We start from the raw sequence: 17,955 nt of genomic DNA, 5'->3' as shown, positions 1-17,955 counted from the left end.
GCCCCGGACCCCCCCCGCCGCAACGGATGAGGAATCAACCAAAAGCGCGCGGTAGCCACAGCGCCAGGTCGGGCCAGAACGCCAGCAGGGCCAGCATCACGAACATGGCGGCGACGAACGGCAGGCTGCCGACGATGACCGCGCTCATGGAGCCCGCCTTGCGCAGGCTTTGCACCACGAACAGGTTCAGCCCGACGGGCGGCGTGATCAGGGCGGCCTCGACCAGGATGATGATCACGATGCCCAGCCAGATCGGGTCGTAACCCAGGGCGATCATGATGGGCGCGACGATAGGGATCGTCGTGATCATCATGGACAGCGTTTCCATGAAGCAGCCCAGCACCAGGTAGAAAATCACCACGATCAGCAGCATCCAGCCCGGCGACAGGCCCAGGCCGGTGATCGACTTGGTCAGCGCGTCGGTCAGCCCGGTGGCGGACATGACGAAGTTCAGGAAGCTGGCCGCGATGACGATCAGCATGATCATCGCAGTGGAGCGCATCGTGCCTTCCATGACCTCGCGCAGCATCGACCACGTCAGCCGGCGGAACCAGGCTGCCAGGATGAACGCGCCCAGGACGCCTAGCGCGGCGGCTTCCGTCGGCGTGGCGAGGCCCGCGTAGATGGACCCCACCACCAGGAAGAAAATGCCCATGGGCGGCGCCAGGTGCACCAGACTGGCCAACCGCTGGCCCCAGGTGGCGTGGATTTTCTTGCCGCCCCAGGACGGCTTGGCCACGCAGGCGACCACGACCGTCAGCATGAACAAGGCGGCCATCGCAAAGCCCGGAATGATGCCGGCCAGATACAGCTTGGGCACCGACGAATTCGTCAACACGCCATAGATGACCAGGTTGATTGAGGGCGGGATCAGGATGCCCAACGTGCCCCCGGCGGCCAGGCTGCCCAGGAACAGCGGCTCGTTGTAGCCGTACTTGCGAATCTGCGGAATGGCGACCGTGCCCACGGTGGCCGCGGTGGCCACGCTGGAACCGGACGTGGCCGAAAACAAGGTCGATGCGCCGATGTTGGCGTGCATCAGGCCGCCCGGCAGCCACGACAGCCACAGGCTCATCGCGCCATACATGCGTTCGGCGAAACCTGCGCGCAGCAGCACTTCGCCCAGCATGATGAACAGCGGAATCGCCACCAGCAGGAACTCATTGTTGGAACTCCACGAGATTTCACCGATGGCGCGCGACAGCGGCAGCATCGAGAACAGCGGGTCCAGGATCAGGCCCAGCACGCCAAGCGCCGCGCCCACCGGGATGGACAGGCCGATCAGCACCAGCAGTAGGGTCAATGCGGTGGAAATCATGCGGCCTCTCCCTTCACCATGCGCTCGCCCGCGGCGGCTTCTTCTTCAGCTTCTTCCTGCGCCGAACGCACGCCACAGATCTGCTTGACCAGTTCGATGTCGCCGGTGACCAGCGCGGCGGACGCCCGCGTCAGCATCAAGGCGACCGTGATGCACATCCAGGCCAGGCCCAGCAACCATAGCCCCTGCGGAATCCAGAGCGGCGTGGCCAGCGGCGTATTGGCCGTGGATTTCTGTGCCCATGACGTCTGCACGACGTCGTAGGCGTAGTACGTCAGGAACACCATGAAGACGGCCATCGCCACCATGGAGATCCAATCCAGCACGGCGGACAGCCGCACCGGCAGGTATTGGTAGAACACATCGACGCGAACGTTCGCGCGTTGCAGCGTGGCGAAGGCCAGCGCCCACGACGTGCTGATGGCGAAGGCATAGCTGGACAGCTCGTCCGCGCCACCCGTCGTAAAGCCCAGGAACTTGCGCGCCAGGACGTCAAAGGAGATCAGCAGCACGCTGGCCACCGTCAAGGCGCCGCCGGCCCATACGGCCGCGCGCGAGAAGCTCTCGGCGCGCCGCAACAGGCCGCCAAGCAGGCGGAAATGTTCGGTTTGGGTCATGAATGGAACCTCTGCGGGCAATGCCCGTAATGACTAGCCTTGCAACGCGCCGCCGCGCATGGCGGCGGCGCGCAACGGCGCTTACTTGCTGGCGGTCAGGCCCAGCGTCTTGCCGATGGTGGCGTTGTAGTCCTTGACGCATTGCGCCGAGCAACGCGCGGCCCATTTCGGCAGCACGGCTTCTTGCGCCACCTTCTTCAGCAACGCGCGGTCAGCGTCGGAAGGCTGAACCAGGACCATCTTGCCCTTGACCGGGAACGGGCAAGCCGCGGCGCCGGTGTTGCAGTCATAGCCTTCTTGCGTCTGGCGGGCCGCGGCTTCCCAGATGTTGTCGACCAGCGTCCTGATGTTGGTTTGCAGGAACGTGCGCACGGCAGGGTCGAGCTTGTCCCAGGCCTTCTGGTTGACGGCGTGGATCTGCTGGTTCCAGTTGATCGGCAATGCGACCAGATGGGTCGACACCTCGTACCACTTGGCCGAATAGCCCGACAGCGAGCCCGTGATCGCGCAGTCGACCACCTTGTTCTGCAGGGCCGGAACCACTTCGCCGAACGCCATCGTGACGCTGGAACCGCCCAACGCTTCCACGAATTCCGCGGTGGTGCGGCTGCTGGTGCGCACCTTCTTGCCCTTGATGTCGGCCAGGCTCTTGATTTCTGCGTTGCAGAACAGCACTTGGGCGGGATAGGTCGAAATGCCCAACAGCTTGACGTTGTTGCCTTCGCCATACAGCTTGGCGTAGACGGGTTCGAACGCGTCGGTGACGGCGCGCGCGGTTTTGACGTCCGGCGCCAGGCCGGCCAGGTCGATCGCTTCGTTGATCGGGTTGTCGCTGGCGAAGTACGACAAGGTGGCCGTGCCAAACTCGACCACGCCCTGCGACATCAGGCGCAGCAGCTCGGGGCCCTTCAGGCCCATTTCATTGAAGCCCTTGATGTCCGCCGTGACCTGCCCTTTGGACAACTCGGGGATGGTCTTGGTCCAGAACGGCTTTTCGTAGTCGTTGTAGGCGGTCAGGTTGGACAGGCCTCCCACGACCTTCAACTGGGTTTTGGGCAGATCTTGCGCGTGGACGGCGCCGGCAAGCATGCTGGCGGCGACGGCGGCGAAAACAAGAGACTTCTTCATGGACAAAACTCCTGGCTGGCGGGATGGTCTGTCGCGCGCGGGATCCCGTTACCCTGATCGCACGCGGTTAGGAATTCGGGACTCAGGGACGGGAGTCGGACACGTGGCGCGGCGAACCGGCCGCTGCGCGCGTCCAAGGCTGGAACGGATGCGTATTCATGCTTTTCCCCCGCGCTGTGTATCCAGGCGTTGCTTATTGGTGTGCCGCCATTGCATCGCCCGGGACGCCCAGCGTCCAATCGTATGTTCCGATATGGGGGTATAAATATTTCTTGGGTCTGGCGCGTGCGGCGCGGCAACAATTGCGCAAACCGCCTATTGGCGCGGGTTTGCGGGCGATGGCGCGCCAATTCCAAGCGCGCCACCGACGCATGAACGCGCCTGGCGGCGCGCGGCATCTGGGGAAAACACCTAGACGGGAATGCCGCCTTCCGCCTGCGCCGCGACCTTTTGCGCCATCTGCGCGATCACTTTGACCGCATGACTGTCCGGCCCCTGCACCCAGGTGGCCGTGAAATTCAGCGCCGGCAACGGGTCGGCTTCGACGCGCAAGATACGCAATTCGCCGCGCGCCAGTTCCTTGCCCAGGAAAACCGGCGCGATCACGCTGGTGCCGATGCCGTCCTGCGTCATGCGCACCACCATCGACATCGACGCGCTGCCATACATGCGCGGCGCGGCCACGCCGGCACGCGTCAGCATGTCGCGCACGAAGCGGTACGGCGAGCTGTTCGACGGGTACGTGATGATCGGCAGCTTGCCAATGCGTTGCAGCGTCAAGGGCTCCGGCCCCAGATCCAGCGTCGGGCTGGCCACCCAGGCCAGCGGATAGGTACACAGCGGCAGGTTCTCGACCCGTGCCTCAAGCACGGGCCCCATCAGAAAGGCCAGGTCGATCTGCCGCGACATCAGATGCGAGCGCAGCACATGGGTGGTATCCACCTCGATCTCGAGCACCAACGCCGGATAGGTCGTGTGGATCAGTTCGATCAAAGTAGGCAGCCAGGTCTGCACGATGGTTTCGGCCACGCCGATGCGCACCGTGCCCATCATGACGTTCTGTTCGCGCGCGGCCTCGAACATGTCGCGCCGCACCTGCAGCATGCGCTCGGCATGCGACAGTAATTCATGGCCCTTGGCCGTCAGTTTGACGCCCCGCGCATCGCGCTCGAAGAGCAGCACGCCCAGATCGGCTTCCAGCGACGCAATGCGCTGAGAGACTGCGGGCTGCGTGGTATTGAGCTTTTCCGACGCGGCGCGAAAGCTGCCCAGCGTGGCGACCCAGAAAAAAGTTTCGATGTTGCGTAGTTCTATCATTGGCCTGTTCCCCCGGCGGGATGAGCGTATCATGGCAGCCGCCCGTTTCCCCCATTAGGAGCCCGTCCATGCCCCCGGCCGATCACGGTCGCCCGCAACCCGCCGCCTCGTCCGCCTCTCGCGGGCCGCTCGTCGGCATTCTGTTGCTGGTGTTATCGATGTGGACGCTGTCCTGCCTGGACGCCAGCGGAAAATGGGTGATGAACGCGGGCGTGCCGCTGCTGGTGCTGTCGTGGTTCCGTTATGTCGTGCATCTGGTGCTGGTGCTGGCGCTGGTTTTGCCCGCCCGCGGCGTGGGCGTGCTGCGCAGCAAACGCCCCCGTGAACAGCTGATACGCGGCGGCTCGATGTTCCTGGCCACGCTGATGTTCTTCACGACGCTCAGCTACATCCCGCAGGCCGAAGCCACGGCCATCAACTTCCTGGCTCCCCTGCTGGTGTTGTCGCTGGCGCCCTGGATTCTGAAAGAACCCGCCCGTCTGTCGCGTTTCGTCGCGGCGGGCATCGCGTTCATCGGCGTGATCATCGTCATCCGGCCGGGCGGCGGGCTGCACCCGATGGGCACCGTCTTCGGTCTGTTGACGGCCTGTTGCTTCGCCGCCCAGTTCATCGCCACGCGGCGGGTGGCCGGCGACGATCCGTTCACCTCGCTGATCTGGAGCGGCGCGGTGGGCACGGCCTGCCTGACGCTGTCCCTGCCCTTCGTCCTGCCGGCGGCGCTGCCCGTGCTGCAATCGCTGTCCGCGTTCGATTGGTTCCTGCTGATCTCGACCGGTGTCACCGGCGGCGTGGGCCACCTGTTCCAGATCGCTGCCTACCGGCGCGCGCCCGCCTCGACGCTGGCGCCGTTCATCTATCTGCAAATCATCAGCGCCACGTCCGTGGGCTGGCTGGTCTGGGGCCATTTCCCGGATCCGCTGACCTGGCTGGGCATCGCGATCATCTGCGCCAGCGGCATCGGTATCGGCCTGGTCGAATGGCGCCGCGGCGCCGCCACGCCAAAGGCCTGCGCGCGCTGACCGCAACATCACGGGGAAAGCTGGCCCGGCAACGGGCCGGCCCACACTCCCGTACAATGCTGGTCGCTTTTTGTGCTTTCGCGAGACCGGCCGCGGCCGCATCCGGCATCCCCCCGCATTTCGCACTTCCCGAGTGAGGTCTTCATGATCATCAAGCCCCGCGTGCGCGGTTTCATCTGCGTCACCACCCACCCCGTCGGCTGCGAGGCCAACGTGAAGAACCAGATCGACTACGTCAAGGCGCAAGGCCCGATCGCTGGCGGCCCCAAACGCGTATTGGTGCTGGGCGCCTCGACGGGCTATGGCCTGGCAGCCCGGATCAGCGCGACGTTCGGCTGTGGCGCGCAGACGCTGGGCGTGTTTTACGAACGCCCCGCCGACGCCGCAAAACCGGGCACGCCCGGCTGGTACAACTCGGCGGCCTTCCATAACGCCGCGGAGGCGGCGGGCCTGTACGCCAAGAGCATCAACGGCGACGCGTTCTCGGACGAAATCAAGCAAAAAACCATTGCCGCCATCAAGGCGGACCTGGGCCAGGTCGACCAGGTGATCTACAGCCTGGCCGCCCCGCGCCGCACGCATCCCCGGACGGGCCAAGTGTTCAATTCGACACTGAAACCGATCGGCAAGGCCGTGAACCTGCGCGGCCTGGACACCGATCGCGAAGTCGTCAAGGAATCGGTGCTTGAACCGGCCACGCAAGCCGAGATCGACGCCACGATCGCCGTCATGGGCGGTGAAGACTGGCAAATGTGGATCGACGCGCTGCTGGAAGCCGGCGTGCTCGCCGAAGGCGCCACCACCACCGCCTTCACCTATCTGGGCGAAAAGATCACGCACGACATCTATTGGAACGGCTCGATCGGCGCGGCCAAAAAGGACCTGGACGAAAAGGTGCTGGACATCCGCGCCAAGCTGGCGGCGCGAGGCGGCGACGCCCGGGTTTCGGTGCTGAAGGCCGTCGTCACGCAAGCGAGTTCGGCGATTCCGATGATGCCGCTGTACCTGTCGCTGCTGTTCAAGATCATGAAGGAAGCGGGCACGCACGAAGGCTGCATCGAACAGGTCCATGGCCTGTACCAAGACAGTCTGTGCAGCGCCACGCCGATCCTTGACGCCGATGGCCGCTTGCGCACCGACTACAAGGAACTGGATCCGCACGTGCAGGCGCAGGTGCAGGCCTTGTGGGGCCAGGTCACCAGCGACAATATCTATGAACTGACCGATTTCGCCGGCTACAAGCAGGACTTCCTGCGCCTGTTTGGCTTCGAAATCGATGGCGTGGACTACGAGGCCGATGTGGACCCGGCCGTGGAAATCCGCGGCCTGCTCTGATCGGCCTATAGGTAATCGAGGTCACGAGGCGGTATTGCCGGGCCGGACCGCCGTTGCGGTCCGCCACCGGCGGCAGCGCCTTCGAACTGACCTTGACGATGTTTGCGGCAGGAATGGCCTTGCGACCGTCCGATCCCTCGCAAGTGACCTTCGGCACGGGCGCCGCAGCGGAGCGCCCTGCCATCTGGACCTGGCAACCCGCCGACTCCACGATGGCGCCCGAAAATCGAATCGTGCCATCATGGGCGCTGGCCATCGAAGGCGCCAGCAACGACACAAGAGACAACGCAAGCAGTGAATTGCGAACGGTCATGACGCCTCCCAAGGCGTTGGCAGATCCAGAAGGCGAGCTTGCCTTCCGATCTGATAACGGCGTCGTCCTGCAGAACCTTAAATCCACCGGCTGGTCGCCGAAGAAAATCGACGACACGCGGGTCTTGATGAACGCCGAATTCTTTTATATCGCGGTTGTCAATGAGACTACTCGCATTTTTTTATGGAATCAATGCGGTTTATTTTTGAACCGGCAGGTCCCGTCGCGCCGCCACTACGCAAACAATTCCAGCAACCTGTCCAGCCCGCCGTGGTCGATCGACACGTTCACCTCGCGGCGAACCGCCGGCTTGGCGTGGTAGCCCACAGACAAACCGGCGGCACGCATCATCGGCAGATCGTTCGCGCCATCGCCCACCGCAATCGCGCGCTCGGGGCCGACGCCTAACGCCGCACAAACGTCCACCAGCTTTCGGCGCTTTTCTTCGCCATCGCAGAGATCGCCCCACTCCTGTGGCAGCAGCCGCCCCGTCAATTGGCCATCGACCACTTCCAGCACATTGGCGCGCACATCGTCCAACCCAAGGCGCACCCGCAGCCGGTCCGTAAAGCAAGTGAATCCGCCGGTTACCAGCAAACACGTCAGCCCCGCGGCCTTGCACGCCTTGATCAGTGTTTCGGCGCCCGGATTGATCTTGACGCGTTGTTCGTAGACCGTGTCCAGCAGGGTTTCGGGCATGCCGGCCAGCAAGGCCACGCGCTCGCGCAGGCTTTGTTTGTAATCCGCGATGTTGCCGCGCATGGCCGCCTCGGTCAGCGCCGCGACTTCGGCCTTCTTGCCCATCAAGTCGGCCATTTCATCCAGCGTCTCGATCGAAATGAGCGTGGAATCCATGTCGAACGCGATGACGCGGTAATCGGAAAGCGCCAGCGGAGGCGCAATGCCGCGCCATTGCAGGCCGGGGGTCGTCAAGAATGGGGGCATCGAAGTCCTATTTATGCGGGATGAGGCAAGCCGTGCTGCTGCGCGCACAGCCAGGCGATGAAAAGTTGCGCCGGGACCGCTGCGGGACCGTCCTGCCGGTACAGGGCGTGAATGCCGGCATTGGGCAGCTGCGGTTGCGCGAACAACGGCCGCAAGCGATCGGCGCGGATGTCGTCTTCCAACAGGCTCCATGGCGCCAGGGCAATACCCAGGTCGTTCATGGCCGCCTGCATGCACAGGAACTGGTGATCGAACACGGGACCGGGCAACTGCGCCGGCACGTCCACCTTGGCCAGCGCGAACCAGCGCGGCCAGTGGTCCATGCCGCCCGATATCTTCAAGAGGGGATGGCCCAGGCAGTCCGCCGGCGCGGCCAGCCGGTTGCGCTCGATGAAGCGCGGCGACGCCACGGGCAGATGAAAATCATCCAGGCAGTGCACGCAGGCCAGGTCGGACTGCGCCATGAAGCCGTGCCGTATCAACACGTCGGCGCCGGAATCGCCGCCTCGGTCCAGGAACGGGCGCGCCTGCGTGCTCAGTTGCACGTCGATCCCCGGATGGCGGGCCTGGAAGGCCGATAGCCGCGGGATCAACCATTTCATGGTCAGCGACGGCGTGGCGCAGACGCGCAGCACACCGCCGTAGGCCGGCGACTTCAGCTTGGCGGTCGCCGCGGCGATGCGCTCAAGGCTTGCCTGCACTTCCGGAAAATACGCCTGGGCGCACGGCAACAACGCCACGCCGCGCGCTTCGCGGGCGAACAGCGGCTGGCCCACATAGTCTTCAAGAATGCGGATCTGCTGGCTGACGGCGCTATGCGTAATGCTGAGCTCGTCGGCGGCCGCCGTGAAACTGCGCAGCCGCGCCGCGGCTTCGAAGACGCGCAGGGCTTTCAACGGCGGCAGGCTCTGCCCCGTCATGTCAGCGGACGCCGGCCCGGCCGCCGGCCTGGCGCAAGACTGTGCTGCTCTTTCCCACGTTTACCCTTGTTATTGACTTATCGGCGGCGCGGCTATCGCCGGCGTCCACGCTGTTCAGCGGCATTCTAGGGGATAGCGGCGGCGCCGACCTCTTAGAAAATCTAACGCCATGCCTTAAAAAACACTGCTGGTCGCCGAGCGGACGCATTCCTATGATGCCGGGAACCCAAGCAGGAACCACACATGGCATCGATCACGGTAGACGGCATCGTCAAGACTTTCGGCGGGCAGCAAGTGCTGCGCAATCTGTCGCTGCACATTCCCGACGGCGCGTTCTACACGCTGCTCGGGCCCAGCGGCTGCGGCAAGACCACGCTGCTGCGGTGCATCGCAGGCTTCTATGCCCCCGACGGTGGACGCCTGCTGTTCGACCAGGACGACGTGACCCACGTGTCGGCCCACCGCCGCGACATCGGCATGGTGTTCCAGGACTACGCCCTGTTCCCCGACAAGACCGCCTTCGACAACGTGGCTTACGGCCTGCGCGCCCGCGGCGTGGCACGCGCCGAAACCACTCGTCGCGCGAACGAGGCGTTGGATAAAGTGGGATTGCTGGCGCTGGCCGACCGCTACCCCGCGCAGATGAGCGGCGGACAACGCCAGCGCGTGGCGCTGGCCCGCGCGCTGGTGATCCGGCCGCGCGTGCTGCTGATGGACGAACCGCTCTCCAACCTGGACGCGAAGATGCGTCTGCAAATGCGCGACGTCATCCTGGACCTGGTGCGTGAAGCCGGCATCACGACCGTCTTCGTCACGCACGACCAGGAAGAGGCACTGGCCATGTCCGACCGCATCGCCATCATGGACCACGGCAACATTGCGCAGTTGGGCACGCCCGAAGAACTGTACGGCACGCCCGTCAATGCTTACGTGGCCGACTTCATCGGTTCGGCCAACGTGATTCCGGTGCCTGCGCGCACGGGCCTTGCAGGCGCGCCCGACGGCCATGTCCGCTATGAGCTTTGCGGCCTGGGATTCGACGGCGTGCGCGGCAGTGCGCATCTGGACGCCAGCGGTGTGCTGATTGCGCGGCCCGAAGAACTGGCGCTGATGGCGCCCGCCCCCTACGTGCCGAACACGCTGCCGGGCAAAGTGCTGCGCCGCCAGTATCTGGGTTTCAAGACCGCCTATCGCATCGCCCTGGACAACGGCTCCGAGATCCGCGTCGAGCTGCATGCCGGCAACATGGTCGCGCAGTTCCAGCCCGGCGAAGCCGTGCAGGTGCTGATCCCGGCCGACAGCCGCGTCGTCAACGCCTGAGGACGCCCGCGCCATGAAAATCAAATGGTGGCCCTGGGGCATCCTGACCGCAATCAGCCTGGTCCTGCTGCTGTTCTTCGTGCTGTATCCGCTGGGCGTACTGTTCGGCAACAGCGTCACCGGGCAGAACGGCGGCTTTTCGCTTGAGGGATTCAAGGCCCTGCTGGCAGACTCGCAATACCTGGAGGCCTTCGGCAACACGCTGATCTTGGGCCTGGCCGTGACGACCTGCACGGTGCTGGTGGGCGTGCCGTTCGCCTACATGGTGGCGCGCTATGACTTTCCGCTGAAGAACCTGGTGGCGATCTTGCCGGTGCTGACCATCGTGATCCCCGAGATCATCGTGGGCCAGTCGTGGCTGTTGGTCCTGGGCAATAACGGGCTGTTGACCAATCTGCTGGGCGACGCGGGCATCTCGCTGCCCTCTTTCTACGGCTGGACGGGCATGGTGTTTTCCATGACGCTCGTCTATTACACCTACATCTACCTGGGTGTTCTGGCCGCGCTGCGCGGCTTTGACGGACAGCTGGAAGAAGCCGGCCTGAGCCTGGGCACGCCGCCTTTCCTGACCAAGCTTCGGGTGCTGGTGCCCGTGCTGCTGCCGGCGGTGCTGGTCAACGCGCTGGTGGTTTTCACGCTGGTCGTGGGCAACTTCGCGCTGGCGATGCTGCTGGGCAGCCGCGTGCCGCTGCTGTCGGTCATGACCTACAACACCTTCGTCAGCGAAATGGGGGGCAGCCCCACCCTGCAGAGCGCCATGTCCGTCGTGTCGGTCGCGATCGTCGCCATCGTGCTCTTCTTCCAGAAACGCGTGGTCGAACGCAAGGTCTACACCATGACACAAGGCCGCGCGCCAGCGGCCGTGCGGGTGCGCTCGTGGACGGCCGCGCTGTACACCGGCGGCGTCGGCTTCGTGATTTTGTTGTCCATGTTGCCGCTCATCATCGTGTTCGTGGCGGCCTTCACCAAGACCAGCGGCCCCGTCATGCAATGGGGCCAGTGGTCCCTGGCCAGCATGCAGCGGGCCGTGCATGGCGCACCGGAACCCATCCTGAATTCGTTGAAGTTTGCATCGCTGGCGACGGTGCTGGGCGTGGCGTTCGCCGTGCTGGTCAGCTACCTGACGATCAAGAAGCGCAGCGCCTTCACGCAAGTACTGGACTACATCGTGGTGCTGCCGCTGACGATCTCGGGCACGGTGCTGGGCATTGCGCTGGTGCAGACGTTCAACACCGGCTGGCTGGTGCTGGCAGGCACATCCGGCATCATGGTGCTGTGCTACACCGTGCGCCGCCTGCCGTTCGCGGTGCGCAACGCCTCGTCGGTGCTGTTCAACATCCCGGACTCGATCGAAGAGGCCTCCATCAGCCTGGGCGTATCCCCGCTGATGACGTTCTTCAAAGTGATCCTGCCCGCCATGAAGGCGTCGATCATTTCGGCCGCCATCCTGATGTGGCTCACGACCATCTCGGAACTCTCCGCGTCAATCGTCGCCTACAGCGGCGGCCTGGAAACCATGCCGATCGCCATCTTCCGCCAGGTAGACGGCGGCCGGCTGGGCATGGCCTCGGCCTACGGCGCCGCGCTGGTCACGGTGATCGTGCTGCCCATCATCGTGTCGGTCAAGGCATTCCGCATCAAGCTGTTCTCCGGCAAATAACCCCCCTCGATCCAAAGGCTAGCCATGCAACTCAAGCACCTGATACGCACCAGTGTCCTGACCGCCGCCCTGGCGTCGGGCGCCGCGCACGCCCAGAACGTCGTGCTGTATTCGTCCAACAATACGGAAACCATCGAAACCGCGCTGGAAGCGGTGAAGAAGACAAGCCCCAAGCTGAACGTACAGCCCGTCACCGGCGGCACCGGCACGATGATGAAGCGCATCGAGGCCGAGTCGCAGAATCCGCGCGGCGACCTGTTCTGGAGCGGTGGTTTCGGCACCTTGGGCGCCTATCGCCAGCACCTTCAGCCCTACCGCCCGGCCGACCTGGACAAGATCCCGGCCGAGTTCCGCGGGCCGGACGACCTGTGGGTTGGCACGAACGTGCACGTCATGGTGATGATGGTCAACGAGCGCCAATTGAAGGGGCTGCCGGCGCCCGCCACCTGGTCGGACCTGATGCAGCCGCAGTGGAAGAACAAGTTCGCCATTACCGACCCCGCCAAGAGCGGCACGGCCTACATGCTGGTCTATGGCCTGTACAAGCAGTTTGGCCAGGCCGGCCTGGACAAGATCGCCGCCAACGCGGTCGTGACCGCCTCGTCCGGCACCACCTACAAGGGCGTGGCCGCCGGGGAATACGCCGTGGGCATGACGCTGGAATACGCCGCGCAGGAGTACGTGGCGGGCGGGCAGAAGGAGATCAAGCTCGTCTACCCCAGCGAAGGCAGCTATCTGGCACCGGAAGGGATGTTCATCATCAAGGGCGCGAAAAACCTGGATGCCGCCAAGGCGCTGTACGACGGCCTGCTGAGCAAGGCGTCGCAAGAAGCGCAGTTGGTGAAGAACTTCCGCCGCCCGACCCGCACCGACGTGGCCGTGGCCAGCCTGACCACCCTGCCCGATCTGTCCACGGTCAAGATCTTCCCGGTCAGCCAGGAAGCCGCCGCCACCGAGTATGAATCCGTGGTCGCGGCATGGAACCAGGCGGTCGCCAAAGCGAAATGACCGACAGGTAAGCCGATCTGGCCGGGGCGTCTCAAGCGCCCTGGACCATCCGGCCGGCGGCCAGCACCAGTTGGCGCCCGCAACGCGCGGCCAGCTGCGGGTCGTGCGTCACCAGCACCAGCGTGGTGCCGTGTTCGCGGTGCAGATCGAACATCAGGTCGATGACCGTAACGCCCGTCGCGGCATCCAGGCTGCCGGTGGGCTCGTCGGCAAACAGCAGATCGGGCTGCACCACGAAGGCGCGCGCCAGCGACACGCGCTGCTGTTCGCCGCCTGACAACGTCCGAGGGTAATGGTGCAACCGGGCGCCCAGGCCCACGCGCTCCAGCATGGCTTGCGCGGGTTCGCGGGCGGATTGCCCGGCCAGTTCCAGCGGCAACATCACGTTTTCCAGCGCGGTCAGGTTCGGCAGCAGCTGGAACGACTGGAACACGAACCCCACATGATTGGCGCGCAACCGCGCACGGCCGTCCTCGTCAAGCGCGAACAGGTCCTGCCCGGCCAGGTGTACGCTGCCCATGCTGGGAACATCCAGCCCGGCCAGCAGTCCCAACAGGGTCGACTTGCCCGATCCGGAACTTCCGGTGATGGCCACGGCACTTCCGGCCGCCACCGTAAAATCGATACCATCCAGGATGGACAGCGTCCCGCCGGCATCGGCCACCCGCTTGCCCAGCCCTTTCACTTCGATCGAATTCTTGCTATCCATGCGCCTATTTTCCCGTCTGCGTCTTACATCCGCCCTGGCGAAAACCGCCCTGGCAGCCGCCGTCATGGCGTCCCCCGCCCACGCTCAGACCGCTGCGGCGGCCCAGGGTTCCGCGCCGCGCACCGTATTGGTGGTGGGCGACAGCCTGTCCGCCGAATACGGCATCAAGCGCGGCACGGGCTGGGTGCCCTTGCTGTCCGCCCGGGTTTCGGAACAATACCCCAAGTACCAGGTGATCAACGCCAGCATCAGCGGCGATACGACCAGCGGCGGCGTGGCTCGCCTGCCTGCGCTGTTGCGCCAACATGCGCCGGCGGTCGTGGTGCTGGAGCTGGGATCGAACGACGCTCTGCGCGGCCTGTCGCTGTCCATGACCGAACAGAACCTGCGCGCCATGGCCCAGGCTTCGCGCAAGGCGGATGCGCAGGTGCTGATCGTCGGCATGCAGATCCCGCCCAACTATGGCCGCGATTACACGCAGCGTTTCGCCCAACTGTTCCCGACGGTCGCCAAAGACGAAAACGCCCGGCTCGTGCCCTTCCTGATGGAAGGTATCGCAACGAACCGGGCGATGTTCCAGGCCGACGGCATCCATCCGAATGAGGATGCCCAGCCGCAATTGCTGGACAACGTGTGGCCGACGTTGCAGCCACTGTTGAACTAGGGCCTTTTGGCGTTAAGGCCCTTTCTTGCTGATCAGCCTGCCGCCTGCGGCTGCTCGCCGCGGATGACTTCGGCGGCGCTGGGCAGCACTTGCACCTTGTACTGTTCACGCAGCATTTTCAGCAGCGCTTCGATTTCAGCCTGGCCCAGGCCGCCCGACAACTGCTGCGTCAGGCGGTCTTTGGCGGCGGCATCCACCGTGCCGGCTTCGACCTTTTCCAGGCGCACCAACGTGTAGTCGGCGCCCGACTGCACGCCGGCATAGCCGGGCAATTGGGTGGCCGGCAGGCGCATCGCGGCGTCCACCACCGCTTGCGGCAAGTCCTTGGGATTCTGACGCGACACGGTCACGGCCGCCGAGAAGCCTTCCGGCGCCGCCGACGGATTTGCCTTGTCGGCCGCCAGCGCGGCTTCACCGGCCTTCTTGGCGGCTTCGGCCGAACGTTCATCCAGCAGCTTGGCGCGGATGGTCTCGCTGACCTTGTCCAGCGCCGGCACGTGCGCCGGTTCCACGGCGGCAACGCGCACGGCCATCATGGTGGCAGGCGACAGTTCGATCACACCGGAGTTCTGCTTTTCGCGCAGCACGTCGGGCGAAAACAGCACCTGGCGCACGCGCGGATTATCCAACAGCGCGGCATCGGGACTGTCGGCGGCCGAGCCCGGACCGGCCTTATCGGCGGGCAGCAGGCCTTCGCGAGTCACGCCCGAGGCGGTGCGCAGCTTCAGGCCGACGGCATCGGCAGCGGGTTGCAGGCTGTCGCGCTGGTCATAGACCTGCTTGTTCAGCTGGCTGGCCATTTCCGAGAAGCGCACGGCGGCAAGCTGCTTGCGGACTTCGCCGGTGATCTGGTCCTTGACTTCGGCCAGCGGCTTGATGGCCGCAGGCTGGATCTCGGTAACCTTCACGATGTGCAGGCCGGACGGGCTTTCCACCACGCCGGACACCTGGTCCTTGGCCTGGCCGAAAATCGCCTTTTCGAGCGGGCCGGTCAACATGCCCGGTGCCAGCCACCCCAGGTCGCCGCCATTGGCAGCCGACCCGGCGTCTTGCGAATTCTTGCGGGCCAATTCGGCGAACTGCGCCGGATCGGCAGCGGCCTGGCGGGCCAGGTCGTCAGCCTTGATGCGAGCAGCCTTGCGGGCGTCTTCCGATGCGCCCGGGGCCAGTTCGATCATGATGTGGCTGGCGCGGCGGCGTTCGGGCTGGCCGAAGCGGTTCTTGTTCTGCTCGTAATAGGCCGTCAGGTCTTCGTCCTTGACCTGAATGCCTTGCGTGGCGGCGGCCTCGTCCAGCACCAGGTACTGCACCTGGACCTGCTCGGGGACCTGCAACTGCTGCTTGTTGGCGTCGTACCAAGCCTGGATGTCGGCCGGCGTGACGGTGACTTGCGAGCGGAAATCGGCAGCGGCGAAGCGGCGCGTTTGCACCGTGCGCTGCTGGGTCAATGCGGTTTCCAGCGATGCCACGACTTCGGTAGGCGCGCGCGACGATTGCCCGACGGGTTCCAGCACGCGTGCGACCGCCAGGTCGCGGCGCAGGCCGGCTTCGAACGAGGTCGGCGACATGCCCTGCGCTGCCAGTACCTGGCGATAGCGCTCGGGCGAGAAGCGGCCGTTGTCCTGCACTTCCGGAATGGCGGCAATGGTGTTGCGCAGCGTTTCGTCGGACACCGTGAAACGGTTGTCGACGGCGACGTTGGCCAGCAGGCGCTGATTGATCAGCTGATTCAGCAGGCTTTCACGCATCGCCGGCGTGTCGATCACGGCCGGATCGAACTGCGCGCCCATGCGCTGACGGAACTGCTCCAGCTGGTTGCGGTGCGCCTGGTCAAATTCGGCACGCGAAATAGGTTGGCCGTCGACTGTCGCCAGCTCAGGCTCTTGGCGCATGAAGCTGTCATAGCCTTGAATTCCGACCAGGAAGAAGGACGGCACAATCAGAATCAGCAGGATGAACTGCATCCAGCGCCGATGGCTGCGAATAAATTCGAACATGGAATCCCTGTTGCCGCGCTCCGGGGGTATCCACCCAGAGCCGCAAGAAAACGCATAAAAAAGGGCGAACTCGATTCGCCCATTCCCATACCGGTCATTACCGGATCAGCCGGCGGATTTTAGCATTACCCGCCCGTATGGGAGCTTCGGATTCTCTTCAAGTTCCCGGCGGGCCTTTCGACCTGTCCCCACTACATGGAAGGCGTGCGCCGTCAACCCGGGAAATCACCATTTTCGCGCTTCCCGCGCGCTCGTATCGTGACTTTCAGGAGCCGCGCGCCATTTGGCCTTGCGTCCCTGACGCCAGGCCGTTCCGGCCGGCGCCCCTTTCCCCGCCACATAAAGGGTTCCCTCGATGCCGCTTACCTCTCCCCGCCTGCATGTTCTGCGCGCTTGTATCGCCCTGACCTTCCTGGGCGGCGCGCACGCGGCGCTGGCCGCGCCCGTGGCCGCCGTGCACGAAGCCGCGAAGGGCCAGCAACAGGCAATGCTCGACACCATGCGGGATTTGGTCAACATCGAGTCCGGCAGCAAGGACGTCGAAGGCGTGGAACGCATCGCCGACCTGATCCGCGACCGCCTGAAGGCGCTGGGCGGCACGGTCGAGATCCTGCCGGCCACCGATGTCTTCCGGCTGGACGACACCCCGGAAAAGGTCGGCCCGATGGTCCATGCCGAATTCAAGGGAACCGGCACCAAGAAGATCATGCTGATCGCGCATATGGACACGGTGTATCGCAATGGCATGCTGAAAGACCAGCCGTTCCGGGTGGACGGTGACAAAGCCTACGGCCTGGGCATCGCCGACGACAAACACGGCGTCGCGACCATCATCCACACCCTGACTCTGCTTCAGAAACTGGGCTTTCGCGACTTCGGCACCATCACCGTGCTGATCAACGGCGACGAAGAGATCAGTTCGCCGGGCGCCCGCAGCACCATTACGAGGCTGGGCGCCGATCAGGACGCCGTCTTTTCGTTCGAAGGCGGCGGCGCCGAAGCCCGCCTGACCCTTGCCACCAGCGGCATCGGCGCAGCCTACCTGACCGTGCAAGGCAAGACCTCGCACGCCGGCGCCCGCCCCGAAGGCGGTGTCAACGCACTATATGAACTGGCGCACCAGCTGCTGCAACTGGATAAGCTCTCCAAGCCCGAGGAAGGCCTGAAACTGAATTGGACCGTCGCCCAGGCGGGCACGAACCGCAACGTCATCCCCGGCCAGGCAACCGCCCAGGCCGACGCCCGCGCGCTGCGCGTGTCGGACTTCGACGCCCTGGCGCGCACCCTGGAAGAGCGCGTCCAGAAGAAACTGCTGCCCGAATCCAAGGTCTCGGTGAAGTTCGAAGTGCGCCGGCCGCCCCTGGAGGCCACCGCCGCGTCCCGCGCCCTGGCCCAGCACGGCGTGCAGATCTATAAAGAGCTGGACCTGCCGATGAAAGTCGTCGACCGCGCCAGCGGCGGGGGCACGGACGCCGCGTTCGCCGCCCTGAAAGCCCGCGGCCCGGTCGTCGAAGGCATGGGCCTGAGCGGATTCGGCGCCCACTCCAACGATGCCGAGTACATCCAGATCAACAGCATCGTGCCGCGCCTGTACCTGGCAACCCGCATGATCATGGATGTGTCGCAAGACAAAGCCGCGCTGAAGTGAGGACCCCCACGCTGCGCTCGCTGCGCGAGCTTGCTGC

General features: G+C 64.8%; 16 protein-coding genes. 8 read left to right on the top strand and 8 right to left on the bottom strand.

Features of this window, described 5'->3' with window-relative positions; genetic code table 11:
• Positions 1 to 34: 34 nt before the first annotated feature.
• From ACE039_RS06540 to ACE039_RS06525, 4 genes are all read right to left on the bottom strand, one after another.
• On the bottom strand, positions 35 to 1,318 hold the full coding sequence (locus ACE039_RS06540; protein WP_313464886.1) for a TRAP transporter large permease: 1,284 nt from the start codon (positions 1,316 to 1,318) through the stop codon (positions 35 to 37).
• The gene (locus ACE039_RS06535; protein ID WP_448708035.1) at positions 1,315 to 1,935 is read right to left on the bottom strand and encodes a TRAP transporter small permease subunit; all 621 of its coding nucleotides are present in this window, start codon (positions 1,933 to 1,935) and stop codon (positions 1,315 to 1,317) included. The genes ACE039_RS06540 and ACE039_RS06535 overlap by 4 nt, the downstream gene beginning before the upstream one ends.
• A gap of 81 nt (positions 1,936 to 2,016) precedes the next feature.
• The gene (locus ACE039_RS06530; protein WP_485821959.1) at positions 2,017 to 3,063 is read right to left on the bottom strand and encodes a TRAP transporter substrate-binding protein; all 1,047 of its coding nucleotides are present in this window, start codon (positions 3,061 to 3,063) and stop codon (positions 2,017 to 2,019) included.
• A gap of 411 nt (positions 3,064 to 3,474) precedes the next feature.
• Positions 3,475 to 4,380 carry a LysR family transcriptional regulator gene (locus ACE039_RS06525; RefSeq protein ID WP_313463471.1) on the bottom strand — a complete coding sequence of 302 codons (906 nt, stop codon included), beginning with the start codon at positions 4,378 to 4,380 and terminating at the stop codon, positions 3,475 to 3,477.
• Between the two features lie 68 nt (positions 4,381 to 4,448).
• Here ACE039_RS06525 and ACE039_RS06520 point away from each other — a divergent pair, with 68 nt between their 5' ends.
• From ACE039_RS06520 to ACE039_RS06510, 3 genes are all read left to right on the top strand, one after another.
• A complete protein-coding gene (locus ACE039_RS06520) occupies positions 4,449 to 5,399 on the top strand; it encodes a DMT family transporter (RefSeq protein ID WP_448708036.1) in 951 nt (316 codons plus the stop codon).
• Positions 5,400 to 5,543: 144 nt separating this feature from the next.
• Positions 5,544 to 6,734 (top strand): enoyl-ACP reductase FabV, encoded by a 1,191-nt coding sequence (gene fabV, locus ACE039_RS06515; protein ID WP_485821958.1) that lies wholly within the window; start codon positions 5,544 to 5,546, stop codon positions 6,732 to 6,734.
• A 53-nt stretch (positions 6,735 to 6,787) separates the two neighbouring features.
• A complete protein-coding gene (locus tag ACE039_RS06510; protein WP_485821957.1) occupies positions 6,788 to 7,369 on the top strand; it encodes a hypothetical protein in 582 nt (193 codons plus the stop codon).
• Here ACE039_RS06510 and serB read toward each other — a convergent pair.
• Together serB and ACE039_RS06500 are read right to left on the bottom strand one after the other, a co-directional pair.
• Entirely contained in the window at positions 7,282 to 7,992 is a 711-nt protein-coding gene (serB, locus tag ACE039_RS06505; protein WP_485821956.1) for a phosphoserine phosphatase SerB, read from the bottom strand. The genes ACE039_RS06510 and serB overlap by 88 nt on opposite strands.
• Before the next feature lie 11 nt (positions 7,993 to 8,003).
• A complete protein-coding gene (locus ACE039_RS06500; protein ID WP_485821955.1) occupies positions 8,004 to 8,912 on the bottom strand; it encodes a LysR substrate-binding domain-containing protein in 909 nt (302 codons plus the stop codon).
• Positions 8,913 to 9,155: 243 nt separating this feature from the next.
• Between ACE039_RS06500 and ACE039_RS06495 the strand changes: the two genes are divergently transcribed.
• Genes ACE039_RS06495 through ACE039_RS06485 form a run of 3 tightly spaced genes read left to right on the top strand, consistent with a single transcriptional unit; the run spans position 9,156 to position 12,900 of the window.
• On the top strand, positions 9,156 to 10,232 hold the full coding sequence (locus tag ACE039_RS06495) for an ABC transporter ATP-binding protein (RefSeq protein ID WP_485821954.1): 1,077 nt from the start codon (positions 9,156 to 9,158) through the stop codon (positions 10,230 to 10,232).
• A 13-nt stretch (positions 10,233 to 10,245) separates the two neighbouring features.
• The gene (locus ACE039_RS06490) at positions 10,246 to 11,892 is read left to right on the top strand and encodes an ABC transporter permease (protein ID WP_485821953.1); all 1,647 of its coding nucleotides are present in this window, start codon (positions 10,246 to 10,248) and stop codon (positions 11,890 to 11,892) included.
• Between the two features lie 24 nt (positions 11,893 to 11,916).
• Positions 11,917 to 12,900 (top strand): ABC transporter substrate-binding protein, encoded by a 984-nt coding sequence (locus ACE039_RS06485; protein ID WP_105558280.1) that lies wholly within the window; start codon positions 11,917 to 11,919, stop codon positions 12,898 to 12,900.
• Positions 12,901 to 12,931: 31 nt separating this feature from the next.
• On the opposite strand, the gene ACE039_RS06480 is transcribed toward ACE039_RS06485, so the two are convergent.
• Positions 12,932 to 13,609 (bottom strand): ABC transporter ATP-binding protein, encoded by a 678-nt coding sequence (locus ACE039_RS06480; protein ID WP_448708043.1) that lies wholly within the window; start codon positions 13,607 to 13,609, stop codon positions 12,932 to 12,934.
• On the opposite strand from ACE039_RS06480, the gene ACE039_RS06475 reads away from it, so the two are divergent.
• Complete coding sequence (locus tag ACE039_RS06475; RefSeq protein ID WP_332008557.1) at positions 13,608 to 14,273, top strand: arylesterase; 666 nt, start codon at positions 13,608 to 13,610, stop codon at positions 14,271 to 14,273. The genes ACE039_RS06480 and ACE039_RS06475 overlap by 2 nt on opposite strands.
• 32 nt (positions 14,274 to 14,305) lie before the next feature.
• Here the strand turns inward: ACE039_RS06475 and ACE039_RS06470 are convergent, their stop codons facing one another.
• Positions 14,306 to 16,270, bottom strand: a complete 1,965-nt coding sequence (locus tag ACE039_RS06470) for a SurA N-terminal domain-containing protein (RefSeq protein ID WP_485821789.1) — start codon at positions 16,268 to 16,270, stop codon at positions 14,306 to 14,308.
• 355 nt (positions 16,271 to 16,625) lie between these two features.
• On the opposite strand from ACE039_RS06470, the gene ACE039_RS06465 reads away from it, so the two are divergent.
• Positions 16,626 to 17,918, top strand: a complete 1,293-nt coding sequence (locus ACE039_RS06465) for a M20/M25/M40 family metallo-hydrolase (RefSeq protein WP_485821788.1) — start codon at positions 16,626 to 16,628, stop codon at positions 17,916 to 17,918.
• The last annotated feature ends 37 nt before the right edge of the window (positions 17,919 to 17,955 follow it).

The sequence above is a fragment of the Achromobacter maghribensis genome, from assembly GCF_057334215.1.
Note: the sequence above shows the minus strand (reverse complement) of the source record. Positions and strands in the feature narration are given on the sequence as shown.

What these genes read in the sequence shown, in the direction of transcription:
- ACE039_RS06540 (WP_313464886.1), bottom strand. Translation starts at nt 1,318, where the DNA reads ATGATTTCCACCGCATTGACCCTACTGCTGGTGCTGATCGGCCTGTCC.
- ACE039_RS06535 (WP_448708035.1), bottom strand. Translation starts at nt 1,935, where the DNA reads ATGACCCAAACCGAACATTTCCGCCTGCTTGGCGGCCTGTTGCGGCGC.
- ACE039_RS06530 (WP_485821959.1), bottom strand. Translation starts at nt 3,063, where the DNA reads ATGAAGAAGTCTCTTGTTTTCGCCGCCGTCGCCGCCAGCATGCTTGCC.
- ACE039_RS06525 (WP_313463471.1), bottom strand. Translation starts at nt 4,380, where the DNA reads ATGATAGAACTACGCAACATCGAAACTTTTTTCTGGGTCGCCACGCTG.
- ACE039_RS06520 (WP_448708036.1), top strand. Translation starts at nt 4,449, where the DNA reads ATGCCCCCGGCCGATCACGGTCGCCCGCAACCCGCCGCCTCGTCCGCC.
- fabV (WP_485821958.1), top strand. Translation starts at nt 5,544, where the DNA reads ATGATCATCAAGCCCCGCGTGCGCGGTTTCATCTGCGTCACCACCCAC.
- serB (WP_485821956.1), bottom strand. Translation starts at nt 7,992, where the DNA reads ATGCCCCCATTCTTGACGACCCCCGGCCTGCAATGGCGCGGCATTGCG.
- ACE039_RS06500 (WP_485821955.1), bottom strand. Translation starts at nt 8,912, where the DNA reads ATGACGGGGCAGAGCCTGCCGCCGTTGAAAGCCCTGCGCGTCTTCGAA.
- ACE039_RS06495 (WP_485821954.1), top strand. Translation starts at nt 9,156, where the DNA reads ATGGCATCGATCACGGTAGACGGCATCGTCAAGACTTTCGGCGGGCAG.
- ACE039_RS06490 (WP_485821953.1), top strand. Translation starts at nt 10,246, where the DNA reads ATGAAAATCAAATGGTGGCCCTGGGGCATCCTGACCGCAATCAGCCTG.
- ACE039_RS06485 (WP_105558280.1), top strand. Translation starts at nt 11,917, where the DNA reads ATGCAACTCAAGCACCTGATACGCACCAGTGTCCTGACCGCCGCCCTG.
- ACE039_RS06475 (WP_332008557.1), top strand. Translation starts at nt 13,608, where the DNA reads ATGCGCCTATTTTCCCGTCTGCGTCTTACATCCGCCCTGGCGAAAACC.
- ACE039_RS06480 (WP_448708043.1), bottom strand. Translation starts at nt 13,609, where the DNA reads ATGGATAGCAAGAATTCGATCGAAGTGAAAGGGCTGGGCAAGCGGGTG.
- ACE039_RS06470 (WP_485821789.1), bottom strand. Translation starts at nt 16,270, where the DNA reads ATGTTCGAATTTATTCGCAGCCATCGGCGCTGGATGCAGTTCATCCTG.
- ACE039_RS06465 (WP_485821788.1), top strand. Translation starts at nt 16,626, where the DNA reads ATGCCGCTTACCTCTCCCCGCCTGCATGTTCTGCGCGCTTGTATCGCC.